The sequence below is a fragment of the Vibrio ostreae genome, assembly GCF_019226825.1.
Lineage (GTDB): Bacteria > Pseudomonadota > Gammaproteobacteria > Enterobacterales > Vibrionaceae > Vibrio > Vibrio ostreae.
This window is the reverse complement of the sequence record NZ_CP076643.1, coordinates 935,257-953,610: the sequence shown is the minus strand read 5'-3', so window position 1 is coordinate 953,610 and position 18,354 is coordinate 935,257. Positions and strand designations below refer to the sequence as shown.

11 protein-coding genes are annotated in these 18,354 nt (G+C 50.1%); 10 read left to right on the top strand and 1 reads right to left on the bottom strand.

Translation table 11 applies throughout. The features are described from left to right. Positions 1 to 73 precede the first annotated feature (73 nt). The 5 genes from KNV97_RS10420 (at position 74) to KNV97_RS10400 (ending at position 9,952) form a co-directional block, all read left to right on the top strand. Positions 74 to 1,435 carry an L-serine ammonia-lyase gene (locus KNV97_RS10420; protein ID WP_218563043.1) on the top strand — a complete coding sequence of 454 codons (1,362 nt, stop codon included), beginning with the start codon at positions 74 to 76 and terminating at the stop codon, positions 1,433 to 1,435. A gap of 194 nt (positions 1,436 to 1,629) precedes the next feature. After that, positions 1,630 to 2,817: an efflux RND transporter periplasmic adaptor subunit gene (locus tag KNV97_RS10415; RefSeq protein WP_136484898.1), complete on the top strand. Its 1,188-nt coding sequence runs from the start codon at positions 1,630 to 1,632 to the stop codon at positions 2,815 to 2,817. Then, positions 2,817 to 4,775 (top strand): MacB family efflux pump subunit, encoded by a 1,959-nt coding sequence (locus KNV97_RS10410; RefSeq protein ID WP_136484895.1) that lies wholly within the window; start codon positions 2,817 to 2,819, stop codon positions 4,773 to 4,775. Before KNV97_RS10415 ends, KNV97_RS10410 begins: the two co-directional genes overlap by 1 nt. 2 nt (positions 4,776 to 4,777) lie before the next feature. Then, the gene (locus tag KNV97_RS10405) at positions 4,778 to 6,145 is read left to right on the top strand and encodes an efflux transporter outer membrane subunit (protein ID WP_218563042.1); all 1,368 of its coding nucleotides are present in this window, start codon (positions 4,778 to 4,780) and stop codon (positions 6,143 to 6,145) included. Between the two features lie 402 nt (positions 6,146 to 6,547). Continuing rightward, entirely contained in the window at positions 6,548 to 9,952 is a 3,405-nt protein-coding gene (locus KNV97_RS10400; protein ID WP_218563041.1) for a hypothetical protein, read from the top strand. 143 nt (positions 9,953 to 10,095) lie between these two features. On the opposite strand, the gene queD is transcribed toward KNV97_RS10400, so the two are convergent. Further along, entirely contained in the window at positions 10,096 to 10,455 is a 360-nt protein-coding gene (gene queD, locus KNV97_RS10395) for a 6-carboxytetrahydropterin synthase QueD (protein WP_136484889.1), read from the bottom strand. 285 nt (positions 10,456 to 10,740) lie between these two features. On the opposite strand from queD, the gene KNV97_RS10390 reads away from it, so the two are divergent. The 5 genes from KNV97_RS10390 to KNV97_RS10370 all read left to right on the top strand — a co-directional run bounded on the left by KNV97_RS10390 (position 10,741) and on the right by KNV97_RS10370 (position 18,347). Continuing rightward, positions 10,741 to 12,354, top strand: a complete 1,614-nt coding sequence (locus KNV97_RS10390; RefSeq protein ID WP_218563040.1) for a methyl-accepting chemotaxis protein — start codon at positions 10,741 to 10,743, stop codon at positions 12,352 to 12,354. 193 nt (positions 12,355 to 12,547) lie between these two features. Further along, complete coding sequence (asnS, locus tag KNV97_RS10385; protein WP_136484887.1) at positions 12,548 to 13,948, top strand: asparagine--tRNA ligase; 1,401 nt, start codon at positions 12,548 to 12,550, stop codon at positions 13,946 to 13,948. A 234-nt stretch (positions 13,949 to 14,182) separates the two neighbouring features. Then, positions 14,183 to 14,422 (top strand): hypothetical protein, encoded by a 240-nt coding sequence (locus KNV97_RS10380; protein WP_136485003.1) that lies wholly within the window; start codon positions 14,183 to 14,185, stop codon positions 14,420 to 14,422. Positions 14,423 to 14,825: 403 nt separating this feature from the next. Further along, positions 14,826 to 16,016 (top strand): amino acid aminotransferase, encoded by a 1,191-nt coding sequence (locus KNV97_RS10375; protein WP_136484885.1) that lies wholly within the window; start codon positions 14,826 to 14,828, stop codon positions 16,014 to 16,016. Between the two features lie 441 nt (positions 16,017 to 16,457). Then, positions 16,458 to 18,347, top strand: coding sequence for a DUF294 nucleotidyltransferase-like domain-containing protein (locus KNV97_RS10370; protein WP_136484883.1), 1,890 nt, complete (start codon positions 16,458 to 16,460; stop codon positions 18,345 to 18,347). Positions 18,348 to 18,354 lie beyond the last annotated feature (7 nt).

The following is an 18,354-nucleotide window of genomic DNA, read 5'->3' as shown; positions in this document are numbered from 1 at the left end:
CTTAGAACACAGAATATAACGATAATAAAGGCCTCCCTTATCATAAGGGGGGCTTAATTTTGAGGTAATCAATATGATTAGTGTATTTGATATCTATAAAATCGGCGTCGGTCCTTCGAGCTCGCATACCGTTGGACCAATGAAAGCAGGTAAACAATTTATTGATGATCTGGTTGCAGACGGAAAACTGCTCAGCGTCACTAAAATTACCGTCGATGTTTATGGTTCACTATCACTGACAGGGAAAGGTCACCATACAGATATCGCCATCATCATGGGCCTGGCGGGTAATTCGCCACAGTCTGTGGATATTGATGCGATCCCGGGGTTCATCGCCAATGTTGAACAGACCGAACGCCTGACTGTCGGTACGCACGATCATTCGGTTGCTTTCCCGCGCGACGGCGGAATGAATTTCCACAAAACCAACTTGTCGCTGCATGAAAATGGTATGCAGATCCATGCTTGGGTAAACGATGAAGTAGTGTATTCGAAAACTTACTACTCTATCGGTGGCGGATTTATCGTCGATGAAGAGAATTTCGGTAAAGCGGTTGAATCTCCGGTTCAGGTGCCTTACCCGTTCAACACCGCAGAACAACTGGTTGAGCAGTGCCGTGAAAGTGGACTGTCGATCAGCACGCTGGTGATGAAAAACGAAAAAGCCCTGCACTCGAATGAAGAAGTACGCGACTACTTTGCTAACATCTGGCGTACCATGACAGAATGTATGGAACGCGGCATGAGCACTGAAGGCATCCTGCCTGGCCCGCTACGCGTACCGCGCCGTGCTGCAGCGCTGCGCCAGCAACTGCTGACTTCAGAAAAGATCACCAACGATCCGATGGCTGTGGTCGACTGGGTCAACATGTACGCATTCGCGGTGAATGAAGAGAACGCAGCCGGTGGCCGTGTGGTTACCGCGCCGACCAATGGTGCTTGCGGTATCATTCCGGCGGTATTGGCGTACTACGACAAATTTATCCAGACCGTGACCGAGAAAGACTACATCCGCTACTTCGCCGCTTCAGGCGCAATAGGTGGTCTTTACAAGCAGAACGCTTCTATTTCAGGTGCGGAAGTGGGTTGTCAGGGTGAAGTGGGTGTTGCCTGTTCTATGGCGGCAGCGGGCCTTGCTGAGCTGTTGGGTGGTAGTCCGGAGCAGGTGTGTATGGCGGCGGAAATCGCGATGGAGCACAACCTGGGCCTAACGTGTGACCCGGTTGCTGGTCAGGTACAGGTTCCTTGTATCGAACGCAACGGTATTGCAGCCGTCAAATCGATTAACTCGACCCGCATGGCACTACGCCGCTCTTCTGCGCCACGCGTGTCATTGGACAAAGTGATCGAGACCATGCTGGAAACCGGGAAAGACATGAACGCGAAATACCGCGAAACGTCTCAAGGCGGCTTGGCAGTTAAAGTAATTTGCTGATTTATTGAGCATTAAATTATCTCAAGCCCGCGGTCCCCGACCGCGGGCTTTTTATTATTTTCCCTTCCCAACAAAGAGTTATCGCCCGATTTACGCTTCTTTACCTAGTTTTACGCACTAAACGCTTGTTTCAAATCAGCATCAGTTTATAAATATGATAATAATTTCTATTTCAAGTAACGATGTTCATTCTCATGCCAAAAACTACTATAAAGAAAAAACTTCTCGTCATCGGGGGCCTTTTGCTCGTCATTGGCGGTGCCAGTTATTATTTTTACCCCAAAGAAGCCCCGCTCACTTTTGCTACCCAGCCGGTACAGAAAGGTAATATTGAAAATACCGTACTCGCGACCGGCATGTTGCAGGCCTCTAAACTGGTCGCTGTCGGTGCTCAGGTTTCAGGTCAGATCGAAAAGCTGGCGGTACAGTTGGGCGATGAGGTTAAACAAGGCGATCTGGTCGCCCAGATTGACAGTCTGACCCAACAAAACAATCTCAAAGAAGCCAATGCTTCACTCAACAGCCTGAAAGCCCAGATTCGTGCCAAACGCGCGCAAATTGCTCAGGCACAGGCCGAGTTCACTCGCCAGAAAGGCATGCTGGCCGATAACGCCAGTTCACGTGCTGACTATGAAAGCGCGCAAGCGACACTCACCGTTTATAAAGCAGAACTTGAGCAACTGAACGCCGAACTCGAACAAGCTAATATCAATGTCGACAGCGCACAAGTCGACCTCGGCTATACCACCATCAGTGCGCCGTTTGACGGTACTGTGGTTTACAGCGCAGTGGAAGAAGGTCAGACGGTGAACGCCAACCAGACCACGCCCACCATTATTGAACTGGCTCAGCTGAATAAAATGACCATCAAAGCGCAGATTTCTGAAGCGGATGTGGTGAACGTTCAGCCCGGCTTGCCTGTTTACTTCACCATCCTGGGTAAGCCAAATAAGCGTTACCACGGTACCCTGCGTGCGATCGAACCCGGCCCTACTCTGATGGACGGTGATGACAAAGATCTCGCGGTCAGCAACGATGAAGCGATCTACTACCATGGTCTGTTTGAAGTTGATAACCCGGATCGCACGCTCCGTATAGGTATGACGGCGCAAGTGTCGGTTGTACTCGACAAAGCCGAACAAGCACTGCTGGTTCCGGCCCAGGTGCTGATCCGCAAGCCGGGCCGCAAGGAGCAATACCAGGTACCTGTGCTGGTCAATGGTCAGGAAGAGATGCGTGACGTGACCGTCGGCATCAATAACAAAATCAACGCGCAAATCACATCCGGTTTGCAAGAAGGTGACCAGATCATCTTAGGCACACAAGGACAAAATGGTGACACCGCCAGCCGTCGTATGGGCCCACGGGGGATGCGTTTTTAATGACCCAGCCACTACTTAATATCAGCAACGTCACCCGCTGTTTTTCCGCCGGTGATGAAACCCTGACGGTGCTGAATAACGTCAACCTGAGCATCGATCGTGGTGAGATGGTGGCGATTGTCGGTACGTCCGGGTCCGGTAAATCGACCCTGATGAATATTCTCGGTTGTCTCGATCAGCCAACCTCCGGTGAATACTGGATTAATGGTCAGAACACGTCACAACTCGAGTCTGATGAGCTGGCACGTCTGCGCCGCGAATATTTCGGTTTTATCTTCCAGCGTTATCATCTGCTGGGCGACCTGACTGCACTGGGCAACGTGGAAATCCCGGCGATTTATGCCGGCTATGACAAAAAAGAGCGTCAGGAACGAGCGCAGAGCCTGCTGGGCCGCCTTGGACTGTCCGACCGCCTCGATCACAAACCTAACCAGCTCAGTGGTGGTCAGCAGCAACGTGTTTCCGTTGCCCGCGCCCTGGTCAATGGTGGGGATGTCATTCTGGCGGACGAACCGACCGGCGCACTGGACAGTAAAAGCGGCTCAGAAATGATGACCCTGTTGCAGGAGCTGCATCAGTTGGGTCACACCATTATCATCGTCACCCACGACATGAAGGTGGCTGAATATGCCAACCGTATCATCGAGATCAAAGATGGTGAAATACTCAGTGATACCGTCAATAAAACCGGTCAGAAAGTCAGTAATCAGGATTTTGTCGCAGCGGCCAGCAATAATAATGCCCTTGCCAGCAGCCGCAGACTGTGGGATTCGTTTTGGGAAGCGCTCAAGATGGCCTTGCTGGCGATGTCCAATCACCGCCTGCGCACCTTCCTGACTATGCTGGGGATTATTATCGGTATTGCTTCCGTGGTCTCTGTGGTGGCATTGGGTAACGGCTCGCAAAAGTCGATCCTCGACAGCATCTCGTCCATGGGTACCAACACCATTGACATCATGCCGGGTAGCGGCTTTGGCGACCGGCGCTCCGGGCAGGTACGCACGCTAACCGCTGCCGATGCCGATGCTTTAACCAACCTGGGCTTTGTTGACAGTGTCACTCCGACCCTGAGTACATCCGCAACAGTGAAATTCGGTAATCAGGCGGTATCCGCGTCAGTACAAGGTGTCGGACCGGACTATTTCCGGGTTAAAGGTTACACCCTGGATTACGGCCAGTTCTGGGATCAAAGCAGCGTCGAGCGCATTGCCCAAGATGTGGTGATTGACAGCAATACCCTTAAGTCGCTGTTTCCAAATGAGAATCCGATTGGTAAAGTCATTTTTGCCGGCAATCTGCCACTGCGAATTATCGGAGTCACTGCGCCGAAAGAGAGCGCTTTTGGTAATAGTGATTCACTCAACATCTGGGCTCCCTACACCACAGTCAGCGCACGAATGATGGGCCAGAATTACCTTAATCGTATCTCGGTGCGGGTCAATGACAACACACCCAGTGATGCGGCGGAACAGGCGATCATTACTTTGCTGAAAATGCGCCACGGTACTCAGGATTTCTTCACCATCAACACCGATACCATTCAGCAGAATATTCAGAAGACCACCGCCACCATGACGTTACTGATCTCGGCGATTGCGGTGATTTCACTGATTGTCGGCGGCATCGGCGTGATGAACATCATGTTGGTGTCAGTGACAGAGCGTACCCGCGAGATTGGTGTCCGCATGGCCGTGGGTGCACGACAAAATGATATTTTGCGTCAGTTCTTGATTGAAGCGGTGCTGGTTTGTTTATGCGGCGGTACGATAGGTATTGGTCTTGCTTATTTAATTGGTGTGCTGTTTGCCACCTTGGGTAGTAGTTTTAATATGATTTATTCCACCACGTCGATCGTTTCGGCTTTCCTTTGTTCCACCCTAATCGGTGTGCTGTTCGGCTATCTGCCTGCGCGTAATGCAGCGCGACTGAATCCGATTGATGCCTTGGCGAGGGAATAAGAATGCGTAGTTATCAGATCTCAACTCTGGCTCTGTGTGTCATGCTGGCCACAGGTTGTGTTACCCGCTCTGAGCTGGAGCCACAGGATGTGCAGGTGCCGGACAACTGGCAAAGCAGCCAAAGTGAATCTTCCTCGGCAACTATCGAACAGTGGTGGAAGAGCTTTAATGATCCTCAACTAAACACTCTGATCGATCAGGTTCTGGCAACCAACAACGATTTGGCTTTAGCGACACTGACCCTGCGTGAAGCCCGCTTACAGGCTGGCCTTGCAGTGAGTGACACATACCCTGACTTGTCTGCCAACGCTTCAGCGCAGCGCAGCAAACCGCTGGACGGCGGTGACAGCTCTGCCAGCTATCAGGCATCATTGGGTGTGAGCTATGAGCTGGATCTATGGGGTAAACTGGCGGCCGCGAAAGACGCCGCGATGTGGACGGCTATGGCCAGCCAGGAAGAGCGTGAAGCAACCGCGCAATCTCTGGTAGCGACTACAGCTCAGCTGTACTGGCAAATCGGCTACCTCAGCCAGCGTATCGCGCTCAGTAACGCCGATATTGATGAAGCGCGCCAAACCCTGGCTTTAACGGAAAGCCAGTATCGTTATGGCTCAGTCTCGCGCATCAATGTATTGGAAGCGCAGCGTTCACTGGCGGGGATTGAAGCCACCCATCGTGATTATCTTCAGCAGTACACCGAAGCCAAAAATGCGTTTGCGCTGTTATTCAACCAACCGCCACAAGAGAGCAAACCAGGTATCAGTACCCTGCCCGACACGGCTCTGCCAGAGATCGAAGCAGGTATTCCTGCCGACGTTCTCAGCCGCCGTCCGGACGTAAAACAGGCGTTGTTTGAGCTTAAATCGGCGCTGGCTGACAAAGACAATACAGATAACAGTTACTTCCCGTCTCTGACCCTGACCGGCGCTTTGGGGGGCTCTTCGACTCAGCTACGTCATCTGCTCAGCGACCCGATTGGCAGCCTCGGCGCAGATCTGGCTTTACCATTCCTTAACTGGAATGAGATGCAGCTCAACCGCGATATTGCCGATGTACGTTATCAGTCAGCGATCATTAACTATCGCCAGACCTTGTACAGTGCCTTTCAGGATGTCGACAACGCGCTTTCCGCCCGTGACAACTACCGTTATCAGGCAGAAAAATTACAGCAACAATACGACAGCGCCAGAGAGGCCGCAGGTATCTACAAAAGCCAGTACCAATATGGTGCCATCGATATCACCACCCTGCTCGACGCTCAGGAAAATGAGCGCAGTGCCAAAGCATCTTTACTGGAAAACCGCTATAACCGCTTAGTCAACCTGGCAACCATATATCAGAGCCTCGGCGGGGAAGATGTTCTCCAATAAGTTATGAAGAAGTTTCAGTATGGCGTTTAAATATCCACTTACAACTTGGGTGGATATTTTGATTTCATGCTGAGACTTCGTTGCATTTACTCAGGTTTATTTTGACATAAGTCACAGCTTTCACCTCTCGTTACCGACACTTCTGTAAAAACCACCTCATCTTGAGCATCGTTTTGTTTCTTAAGCGTATTTCCTGATTGTCCTCTATCTACCTGCTGCCTTATTGATATTTACATAAAATATAGACCGTTAATATTGGTCTAAATCCATTTCCTGAATCGCTATTTCGTCAAAATTCCTTAACTTGAATAAAGCATCAGCCTCAATTAGCTTCTTTTGTGATATTCATTCAATCAATACTAAAAATAAAGAACAATACACATCAGAAATAAGGATTTGTCTATGCGAATGAAAACGTCAGTGATGGCGCTGGGATTATTCAGCAGCCTGACGCTGTACGGCTGCGGCAGTGATAACGATTCACCCGCAGCTGCCAGTTCCACTTACAGTGTCAAAGCGATTGATGGCTACTTACGCGGAGCTTTGGTTTGGCTCGATCTGGATCAGGATTTCCAGTTGGATGACAACGAGCCTTCGGCAACCTCACAAAGCGGTGGCGTGGCGGAGCTTGATGTCAGTGGCATCACCAATCCGGAAGACTACCCGGTTGTGGTGCAGGCCATCCGCGGAGAAACGGTCGATGAAGATACCGGAAATACGGTTTCAAACGACTTTACCCTCTCCGCTCCACCGGGCACTGCGCAGGTCACGCCCCTTTCCACCCTAGTCCATATTGAAGTGACGTCAGGCAGCTCAGCCGATGTGGCCAGCGCGCAAACAAAAATAGCCAATCAACTCGGCATCAGTGAACAAGATACGCTTTCTGACTATAAAGCCAGTGGCAGCAGCGGTGCCGCCTTTGCTGCACGCAGTCTGGTATCGTCGGGTTCAATGCCTCAGACTCCGCAAGATCTCAATGCAGCAGCGACGGATAATGATGGTAGCAATGAATTACTCGACAACGCGGTTATCGTTGCCGTTGTGATCAAAGCTGAGGTAGAAAGCAAATCCCCGGAACAACTCGATTCAACCTATATCAATAGTGACGGTGCAGTGGATACTGATTCTGACGGTGATGGCGTTGCTGATAGCGACGATGCGTTTCCCGATGATGCCACTGAATGGGCGGACAGTGATAATGATGACATCGGCGACAATGCCGACACCGATGATGACGGCGATAACGTCGTAGATGAAGACGATGCTTTCCCGTTTGATCCGGCCGAAAGTGTCGATACCGATGGTGACGGTATCGGTGATAATGCCGATACCGACGATGACAACGATGGTGTGGCAGACGGTGAGGATGACTTCCCGCTTGATGAAGACGAGAGCCTCGATACTGACGGCGACGGCACCGGTAACAACGCTGACCCAGACGATGATAACGATGGCGTCGCAGACGGCGATGACGCCTTCCCGCTCGATGAAGATGAGAGTGTCGATACAGACGGTGACGGCACCGGTAACAACGCAGATACCGATGACGATGATGACGGGGTTCCAGATGCGATTGACGATGATCCGCTCGATGATTCAGTCGGTGCAGGCGACACCGGTCAGATAATCCAGTATTTGCAGCAACAAACGGCCGTCTACGCTCTGTACTCCGATGATGACGACAACGACCAGGTTCGGGTATACAGTGAAATGCTGACCATCAACGGTACAATGGCAATGATGGACAGTACTACACTGGTCAAAGCCGATAAAACCGAGGTTAATGTCAGCAGCGAAAATTCAGATCTGGTGCTGACGGAATCGGGCTGGAGTACCCAAACCGGGCTTTACACTATCGATTTCTCTGATAACGCTTTGGTGGCTTATCCAAGCGATCACACCAATCTGCGTTATTCCCTGAGTGGTAGTTTACGTTCCCTGGCAGGCAGTCTGGTGGCTGACACCGATATCGACTGGGATAACTTCAACGACCAAACCGCGACCTATCCGCAAGATGCTTATCTGATTTCTCTCGGATTGACTCCGGCTCAGAATAACTACTACATGTGGGACTGGACGCCGTACATTCACGATGGACCGGACAACAGCCATGAAGGTGCCACCAGCCTGTCAGAACTAATTTTTGCTGAGGCTGGCAGTTCGAGTCTCGCGACATCAGAACTGCAGGGAATGAGTATTGGCGACAGTATCCTGGTTAAGTTTGTCGAAGGCGGCGTAGCGCAGTACTATCAGGCCGACTGGCAAGCAGGCATCGCAACTCTGGTCGCATCTTCAACCTGGGAACAGCAGACCATCAATAATGAGTCACTGCTGTTGTTCACTCTTCCGCAGGATGCACTGACTGCGTTTGGTGACGCATTTGATGAGCCAACGCCACATATGCTGGCCAGTGTTTATCAGGGAGCGGTGTACATAGGTAACATGGAAATGGCCGGCATTATGCTGGATGACGAAGATATCACGTTGTTTAGTGACAGTGCTAAAAACGCGCTGCTCGCTGCTGCCGATATCCCGCTAAATCAATGCAGTGAAGGTGACAATGACGGGTTAACCAGCGTGACCATGAGCGACTTCGAAGCTGCTATCGAAAGCTGTTATGGGTCAGCCGCGATCAGCGAGGATATGGTCGCCGGTAATAATTTCCACCGGGTACGCGGTGACGGTTCTACTCGTGATTACAGCTTTAATGCCGATTACACCATGACCATATACCGTGACGGTCAGGAAGGCGATACCACGACCTGGGCCATTGAAAACGGTTATATAAAGATCACCGATAGTAGTCTGCCAGACGAAAGCTGGTACTGGGCATTAGTCGACTCGTCAGACACGCAATGGTCACTCAAGTTCTTTGAAACCTACAGCGACGGAAACGGTGACGTTGTCACAGAAATCTGGTCAGACACCGTCGCGCTCATAGAGTTGGGCGCCTGTTCAGTCGAACAAGGTCTGGGCAAAAGTTACACTGACTTTACCGCTACACTGGACACCTATCAAAGCTGTAGTGGCGTCCTGCCAACCGTCAGCGCGAGCGATTTGTACGGTGCTGAACTGCTGCGGATACGTTCCAATGGCGAGACTCGTTTGTACACCTTCGCCACGGACGGCAGCGCCGAATATTATCGCGATGGCATGGTACGCACACGCAAGTGGTTGATTAATGACGATGGCTTTATTGAACTGCGTTACAGCGACGACAGCACAGCGGAATACCTCGCCTTGCTGGCTGAACCGCAGGGAGATGATGTTCTGGAGTTTGCCGTCTTTAGCCCGGAAGATGCAGAGATTTGGCTGACCCAATACACCAGCATCGATGGCAATCCTGAAATCAGCGAGTGCACCCAAGGTAATACGGATTGGGACGATGTGAATGATGTGCCACTATCCTACGTCGATTACAGCACCTATCTCCAGGCGGTGAACGACTGCTTACTGCAAAGTGAGTCTCAAGCCGCATTCAGCAACGCATTTATGGCGCAATTGCCACGCACAATGTCGAGCACGAATCCGGAAGATAGCGAAGCCTACATCTTTAACGCGGATGGAGTCGGCAGCTTCACTGACGGTACCGACAGCTACGCATTCACCTGGACAGTTGATGATGCAAGTGGTGAGCTGACAGTAACCCTGACCGCGGGAACGACCATTTATGTTGACAACATGCATATTGTCGATACTGACGGGGTTAACTTCTCACTGAAAGTGATGTCACGCTCAACAGAATGGCAAGGCATCGAGGAAACAGACGAAGGTGAAGTGTGGACGGACGTCTACTCTTTCGAGTAAACCTGCGGTGTTGTTTTCAAGTGCTGTTTTTTTAAAGGACATTGTGATTTAAAAAACCGTGTCATTTAAGCTGAACATTCACCTGAAAAACAAAATAAAAGAAGCCCGGAACTATGCCGGGCTTCTTTTCATCTGTGACCTAATCAGCCGGTATAAATACAACCTGCGGTACAGGTTTCTTTAATTTCGACTTTGCTCAGCATCGGCAGATCAGGCTTCAGCTGTTGCCAAATCCATTTGGCCAGCACTTCGCTGGTTGGGTTTTCCAAACCTTCAATGTCATTCAGGTAGTAGTGGTCCAGACGATCGTAAATCGGTTTAAACGCGGCTTTGATTTCCGCAAAGTCCACCAGCCAACCTGTATGAGGATCCACGTCACCTGCTACATACAGGCGAACTAAAAAAGAGTGTCCATGCAGACGACCGCACTTGTGACCTTCAGGCACATGTGGCAGATGGTGGGCTGCTTCAAACATGAACTCTTTGTAAATCTCAGTTTTCATCTCGGTTCTCAGGCTTTCAAAAGAGACGCAATACTACGGAATCTCACAGTGTGAGACAAGTCACTCTAACACTAATTAATCGTTTAGCAGCGAAAAGCGACGCAGCAGATAAAGAATGACGTACCCAATGAAAAAAGATCACCCAACATTCTCCCTGGGTCACAAATCCAAAATCCACATTTTGTCTAAGGTCACAATAACTTAAGTTTCATTTTTTGTAGCGCTGGCTCTTTACCGCTAAAGTCATTAGGTCTGTTCCCTACAACGATAATAAGATAAATAATCATGCGCTTAACCATCACTGCCAAACTGCTGTTCACACTTGTGACTGTGTTTTTCATGGTCTTAGCCGGCTCGACTGCCTATCAATACTGGCAGCAACGTGACCTTATCCATTCCGTACTCAGTGAACAACTGCACGATAAAGCCAGCAACTATTTCGACAGCCTCAACATGATGATGCTGACCGGTACCATGGCGCAAAAAGAAACACTGCGCCAAAAAGCACTGTCCCAACAAGGCATAGAACAGGTTCGGGTTTTGAGAAGCGACACCGTCACCAAGCTTTACGGACCCGGTGAGGATTACCAGCAGCCGCAAGATGAGATTGACCGCCGCGCGTTGGGCGGCGAACTGGTACTGGAGCCTTATCAGGCCGACTGGGGCAAAGGACTGGTCGTGGCGCTACCAATGAGGTCAAGTGAAAACTATCGCGGTACAAATTGTGTTGCGTGCCATATGGCCGCCGAAGGTGAAGTACTCGGCGTCATTCGCCTTGAATATAATCTCAGCCAGCTGACACAACGGGTTGATCATCGCACGCTGATTGGGATCGGTATCATGGCTGCCATTGCCCTGCTCGGTTTCCTGCTCACCATGTGGCTGATTCGTAAACTGATCGTGCGCCCTATCCAGCACACCTCACTGTTTATGCAGCGTGTCAGTGACAGTAAGGATCTGTCGCAACGGCTCAGACCAGGCAACCAGGATGAATTAGGCCAACTGGCCTCCTCAATCAATTCGTTGATTGATACCGTGTCACACAGCCTCAGCCAGGTACAAGATACCTCGCGCAGCCTGAGTCACTCTGCCAACAAACTGACCGATGTGGCACAAGTTACCGATCAGGCTGCCAACCACCAACAGAGTGAAACGGCCGTGGTGCAGATGAACATTGAAGAAATGCAAACCAAACAGCGTCAGGTTGAACAAGCCACTATCGACGCTGCAGCGTTGATCAATCACACCACCAACGCCGCACAACAGAGTGCACAACAGGCTCACATCGCCAGCCAGGACATCAAGCTTCTGGTCGACGATATTGATGGCGTAAAAAACAAGATTGCCCAATTGAACGACCAGACCAATGAAGTCACTTCAATTCTTGAAGTGATTAAAGGCATCGCCGAACAGACCAATTTACTTGCACTCAATGCGGCGATTGAAGCGGCCCGTGCCGGCGAACAAGGACGCGGATTTGCAGTAGTGGCCGATGAAGTACGTCAACTCGCCTCACGGACTGCTGAAGCAACTGGTAATATTGAAAATATCATTGCCCAGTTCCAGCGTGATAGTGAAACGTCTCTCACATCGGTCGATAGCGTCTCTGCCCAGGCGCACCAGCGCTCTACCGAAATTGAGGCGTTGTCATCCGTGATGACCCGAGTGGTTGCTGAAATGCAACAGGTACTTGACCATGCCAGTGGTATTCAGGAGCAAACCCGACAAACAGCAACCGTGAGCCAGGAGGTGGAAGTTAAGATTGATATCATCACCAAACATGCTGATGAGACCTCCCAGTCTGCCACCCAAACCCGGCAAATTAGCCTGAATCTCGAACAATTGTCCCAGCAGCTGGAAGCTCTGCTCAATCAATTCACGATTTCGCATAAGAAATGAGCAGTTAGGTAACATTAATGGTTGATGCTGACGAATTGACAGGTAATATGTTCCGTTGAATCTGTAAAATTCAATCCATCCGAAAGTTCGCTTATTTGTTAACCACAACAAGCGCATCAACAACTGCGCTGAAACAGTGGCGACCGTTTGAAATTCGGGTGGAATTTTTACCTCAATGGAGATTATATCAAACATGACTTACGCGCCTGTAAAAGACGTACTAAGCGGTAAGCTGGCGGTTGACAGTGAAGTAACTGTTCGCGGCTGGATCCGTACACGTCGCGATTCCAAAGCTGGAATTTCTTTCCTTGCCATCTATGACGGCTCTTGTTTCGACCCGATTCAGGCCGTGGTCCCTAATAATCTGAATAATTACAACGACGAAGTACTGAAGCTGACAACCGGCTGCTCTGTCGAAGTAACAGGTAAAGTGGTTGAGTCTCCGGCGAGCGGTCAGGATTTTGAACTGGCAGCAACGGGCGTAAAAGTGGTTGGCTGGGTTGAAGACGCTGATACCTACCCGATGGCAAAAACCCGTCACTCAATTGAGTACTTACGTGAAGTGGCGCACCTGCGTCCGCGCACTAACGTTATCGGTGCGGTTGCCCGTGTGCGTAACTGTCTGTCACAAGCGATTCACCGTTTCTACCACGAGCAAGGCTACTACTGGGTATCTGCACCACTGATCACCGCATCCGATGCCGAAGGTGCCGGTGAGATGTTCAGAGTCTCCACTCTGGATATGGAAAACCTGCCACGTACCGACAAAGGTGCTGTGGATTACAACGAAGATTTCTTCGGTAAAGAAACCTTCCTGACCGTATCTGGCCAGTTGAACGCCGAAGCATACGCTTGTGCGCTGAGCAAAGTGTACACCTTTGGCCCGACGTTCCGCGCTGAAAACTCAAACACCAGCCGTCACCTGGCGGAGTTCTGGATGGTTGAACCTGAAGTCGCGTTTGCTGATCTGAACGACGTCGCAAAACTGGCCGAAGACATGCTGAAATACGTGTTTAAAGCGGTACTGGAAGAGCGCCGTGATGACCTGGAATTCTTCGCGCAACGTATCGACAAAGATGCCGTGACTCGTCTGGAGAAATTCGTTTCTTCTGACTTCGCTCAGGTTGACTACACTGACGCCATCGAGATCCTGCTGAAATCAGGTAAAGAGTTCGAATTCCCGGTTGAATGGGGTATCGACCTGGCTTCAGAACACGAGCGTTTCCTGGCCGAAGAGCACTTCGAAGCTCCGGTTATCGTGAAGAACTATCCGAAAGACATCAAAGCGTTCTATATGCGTATGAACGACGATGGCAAAACTGTGGCAGCAATGGACGTTCTGGCACCGGGAATCGGTGAAATCATCGGTGGTTCACAGCGTGAAGAGCGCCTGGACGTACTGGATGCACGTATGGTGGAAATGGGTATCGATCCTGAGCACATGAACTGGTACCGTGATCTGCGCCGTTACGGCACAGTACCACACGCAGGTTTCGGCCTGGGCTTCGAGCGTCTGGTTTCTTACGTAACCGGTATGGGTAACGTTCGTGACGTGATCCCATTCCCACGTACACCACGCAGCGCAAACTTCTAAGCCTGCGCTAGCGGCGCTAACATCATAAGCCAGCGCAGCAAACATCGCATAGGCCTCCGTTTACGGAGGCTTTTTTTATTGCCTCTCCCGCTTCCGTTACTTCGGCGTCATGCCAAATGTAAACTCAATTTGCAGCGAATTTAATTCGATCAAGTGACGGGGCTTGTTCATACTTAGGATATTGCTATTCAGCTCTGTTGATAGTGACCAAGTGAAGAACTTAGGGAGCAGATGATGAAAGTGTTTAAAATCGAGGACCTCTATTACAACGGGGTCAAAGACGGGGTTCATAGCTGGGACCATCCTAACGCTTCAAACCCCTATTACTGGCACCCGGACTGGTTGCATATTGCCGAAGATGCAACTGGGCTGTATCCGAAACAACCACTGGATGTCCAAGATGGTGAACAGGCCACTGAAGAAGACGCCAAGAAAGCCATCATTAAACATCTCAATGATGAGCAATCATCTTAGTGGTTGTTTTATCGCCACTCCAACCATTATCCGGTTCAACCCGAACCGGATAATCCCCGACAAACTGTGAGAATAGCGCACCTTCGCTTTGTTACGTAAAAGTTAACGATTACCTGACATTTTGCCGTCACTCAATATTCAGCCAAGCCTTATCGCAGAGCCGATAAACGGCTTTTTATCCCGACGATACATGCATCGATTTCTCATTAAACCCTGATTAATTTGACAAAACAGAACCAAATTAATCAGCCAAAATCCCAGGTTTAGTGTGACTTCATCAACTCATTAAAATTTTTTAAATTTTTCTGTGAAGTGCTGTTGTCACAACAAGGGCAGAAAGGTATAAATACGATAAATTTCATCGAAATTTTTCTTCCCACCTTAACTAACATGGATGAGCATTATGTTTGAAAAAATTGTCGCAGCTCCGGCTGACCCGATTCTTGGTCTGACTGAAGAGTTTAAAAATGATCCTCGTACAGACAAAATCAACCTGGGTGTTGGTATTTACAAGAATGAAGCTGGCGAAACTCCCGTTCTTGCGACAGTGAAAAAAGCAGAAGCCGCGCTGCTGGAATCAGAAAAAACCAAATCTTACCTGACGATTGAAGGTATGGCAGAGTACAGCCTGGCTGTACAAAAACTGCTGTTCGGTGCAGATTCTGATATCGTTGCTCAGAAGCTGGCGAAAACTGCTCAAGCCCCGGGTGGTACTGGCGCATTGCGTATCGCGGGTGAGTTCATCAAACGTCAAATTGGCGATGTTAAGGTGTGGATCAGCAACCCGACATGGGCAAACCACCACGGTGTGTTTAACGCTGCTGGTCTGGAAACTGCTGCCTATTCATACTACAACGCAGAAGCGAAAGATAAAGACTTTGCGGCCATGGTCGCAGACCTTGAGCAAGCTTCTGCCGGCGATGTCGTGCTGCTGCACGGATGCTGCCACAACCCAACCGGTATCGATCCAACGGCTGAAGAGTGGGAAACCCTGGCTAAACTGGTTGCAGACAAAGGTCTGCTGCCAATGTTTGACTTTGCATACCAAGGCTTTGCAAAAGGTGTGGAAGACGATGCTGCCGGCCTGCGTACCTTTGCTAAGTACAATAAAGAGATCCTGGTTGCGAGCTCATTCTCTAAAAACTTTGGTCTGTACAACGAGCGTGTCGGTGCCTTCACTCTGGTGGCAGAATCAGAAGAAGTGGCGACCACTGCATTTTCTCAGGTTAAAGCGATCATCCGTTCTATCTACTCAAACCCACCAGCCCACGGTGCAGCGGTAGTGACTCACATTCTGAACAATGCAGAACTGCGTCAGGAATGGGAAGCAGAAGTGGCAGAAATGCGTGAACGTATTCAGGAAATGCGCGAACTCTTCGTTGCAACGCTGAAAGAGAAAGGTGTTACTGCAGACTTCAGCTTTATTGAGCGTCAAAACGGCATGTTCTCTTTCTCTGGCCTGAGCAAAGAGCAAGTGACCCGTCTGAAAGACGAGTTCGGTATCTACATCGTAGGTTCTGGCCGTATCAGCGTTGCCGGTATGACCAAATCCAACATGCAGCCTCTGTGTGACGGCATCAAAGCGGTTCTGTAACTCGCGCTGTTATCCGTTTCTCTGTTTTACAAAGCCGGCCCCATGCCGGCTTTGTTGTTTTCCCTCTCCCCGCATTTTGTGCACATCACTGGTTTAAACCGGGAAGATTGTTGAGAACCTCTCCAGGAATGGTTGAGAAGCTGGCAAGTCGTTCGAAAATTGAAAATAGTTCTGAATACCCAGCCACTTAAGCTAGACTGAAATCACATCAGCGCCTTTTGCTTATTGCATTGATAGGTCACACAGCCGGATGATAACCGTCAGCTCAAGACATGATTTATCAGGCAGGTAACCAGCAACGCACAGATAGCCATCAGCCGACCGCTATTTTGGCGTGCATTTCTGTGTTATCGGAAAAATTCGTGTAGTATGAATACTTTCCAACAGCACTGAGCTGTATATCCTTAACCAGCGTACACGTCACCACGCAAGGAGCCATAGATGGAAGCGGAACTATTAGAAATAAAAAACTTCCTCAGCCAACATCCGCCGTTCAGCGATTTACCTGAAGAAACGCTGGAAGACATTGCACACAACGTCGAGATCACTTATTACCGACAAGATACTCCGATCATTCGCTTTGGCGACCATACCGAAGAACTGTATATGATCCGTAGTGGCGTGGTGGAAGTGTACCGTCGTAAAGGGGAACTGTATAACCGTCTGACAGAAGGCGGCCTGTTTGGTCAGATGGGCTTACTGACCAACAACAAAGTGCGTTTCCCGGTTACCGCGATTGAAGATACTCTGGTGTACTGTATTCCTGAAGCCGTATTTCAGTCTCTGTATGAATCCTACGATACGTTCGCTGATTTTGTCGAAGTACAGGATAATGCCCGTTTACGCCAGGCCGTTTCCAGTACTGCGGAACAGAACGACTTGACCACAGTGAAAGTCAAACGTCTTATTACCCGCGAAGCCCCATATGTGAATAAAGGCGCCAGCATCCAGGACGTCGCGGTCAAAATGGCGGAAGAGAACGTCTCGTCCATGCTGATCATCGACCCGGACATTCTTGAAGATGATGAGGAAGACAGCCGTCCCCTGATTGGCATTCTGACGGACCGCGACCTGTGTCGCAGAGTTGTGGCTGAGGGCGTGAAATACGTTGAACCGGTAGAAAGTGTCATGACATCAGATGTCATCTCGCTTGATCACAACGCCTACGTCTATGAAGCCATGCTGATGATGTTGCGATACAACGTGCACCATCTGCCGATCCTGAAAGGTCGTAAACCCATCGGGATTCTGGATATCACGGACATCGTTCGTCATGAATCACAAAACTCACTGTTACTGGTCAGCAGCATCTTCCAGCAAAACAGCATTGAGGACCTGGCACAGATTTCCAAACAGGTGAAGAACAGTTTTGTGCGTCTGGTTAATGAAGATGCCAACTCGCACATGGTCGGTACCGCAATGTCGGTGATCGGCCGCAGCTTCAAACAGCGCATTATTGAACTGGCTGAAGAAAATCTCGGCCCCGCCCCAATTCCCTATTGCTTCCTGGCCCTTGGGTCAATGGGTCGTGATGAACAGTTAGTCGTCACTGATCAGGACAACGCCATCATTCTGGATGACAGTTATAACGAAGCTGAACACGGTGAATATTTTGCCCAGTTCTCCAAGTTCGTCTGTGATGGTCTGGCCGAATGTGGCTACAGCTACTGCACTGGCGACATTATGGCCACCAACCCGATGTGGCGTATGACCCGTCGTGAGTGGGAAGACTGCTTTGCTGACTGGATCGACAATCCGAATCCTAAAGCGCTGCTGAATGCCTCAATCTTCTTCGATCTGGACGGCGTTTATGGCCGCCTGAAATGGGCAGAACAGCTGACCGGGTTTATCGTGCGCCGTGCGCGTCGTAACAACCGTTTTCTGGCCTGCTTGGCACGCAACGCGCTGAACCGTACCCCGCCACTCGGCTTCTTTAAGAGCTTCGTGATGGAAAAAGATGGCCGTCATAATAACTCCATTAACCTTAAACGCCGTGGTACTGCGCCGCTGGCCGATTTAATCCGCGTGCATGCGCTGGCCGTCGGCTCACGAGCGAAGAACTCGTTTGAACGTCTGGATGATATTATTAACGCTGGCATCCTGCCTAAAGGCCGCGGTATGGACCTGCGTGATGCACTGGAATTTATCTCCATGGTACGTATCCGTCACCAGGCCATTGATGTTGAGAATGACATTGCCGCCGATAACAATATCGAACCGGAACATCTGTCTGATTTTGAACGCCGTAACCTCAAAGATGCTTTCCAGATCCTGAGTAACGCCCAGAACTTCCTCAAGTACCGTTACCAAGCCAGCAGCAGCATTAAGTAAGGTCGCA

Coding starts and splice junctions, on each gene's coding strand:
- KNV97_RS10420 (WP_218563043.1), top strand. CDS start 74: ATGATTAGTGTATTTGATATCTATAAAATCGGCGTCGGTCCTTCGAGC.
- KNV97_RS10415 (WP_136484898.1), top strand. CDS start 1,630: ATGCCAAAAACTACTATAAAGAAAAAACTTCTCGTCATCGGGGGCCTT.
- KNV97_RS10410 (WP_136484895.1), top strand. CDS start 2,817: ATGACCCAGCCACTACTTAATATCAGCAACGTCACCCGCTGTTTTTCC.
- KNV97_RS10405 (WP_218563042.1), top strand. CDS start 4,778: ATGCGTAGTTATCAGATCTCAACTCTGGCTCTGTGTGTCATGCTGGCC.
- KNV97_RS10400 (WP_218563041.1), top strand. CDS start 6,548: ATGCGAATGAAAACGTCAGTGATGGCGCTGGGATTATTCAGCAGCCTG.
- queD (WP_136484889.1), bottom strand. CDS start 10,455: ATGAAAACTGAGATTTACAAAGAGTTCATGTTTGAAGCAGCCCACCAT.
- KNV97_RS10390 (WP_218563040.1), top strand. CDS start 10,741: ATGCGCTTAACCATCACTGCCAAACTGCTGTTCACACTTGTGACTGTG.
- asnS (WP_136484887.1), top strand. CDS start 12,548: ATGACTTACGCGCCTGTAAAAGACGTACTAAGCGGTAAGCTGGCGGTT.
- KNV97_RS10380 (WP_136485003.1), top strand. CDS start 14,183: ATGAAAGTGTTTAAAATCGAGGACCTCTATTACAACGGGGTCAAAGAC.
- KNV97_RS10375 (WP_136484885.1), top strand. CDS start 14,826: ATGTTTGAAAAAATTGTCGCAGCTCCGGCTGACCCGATTCTTGGTCTG.
- KNV97_RS10370 (WP_136484883.1), top strand. CDS start 16,458: ATGGAAGCGGAACTATTAGAAATAAAAAACTTCCTCAGCCAACATCCG.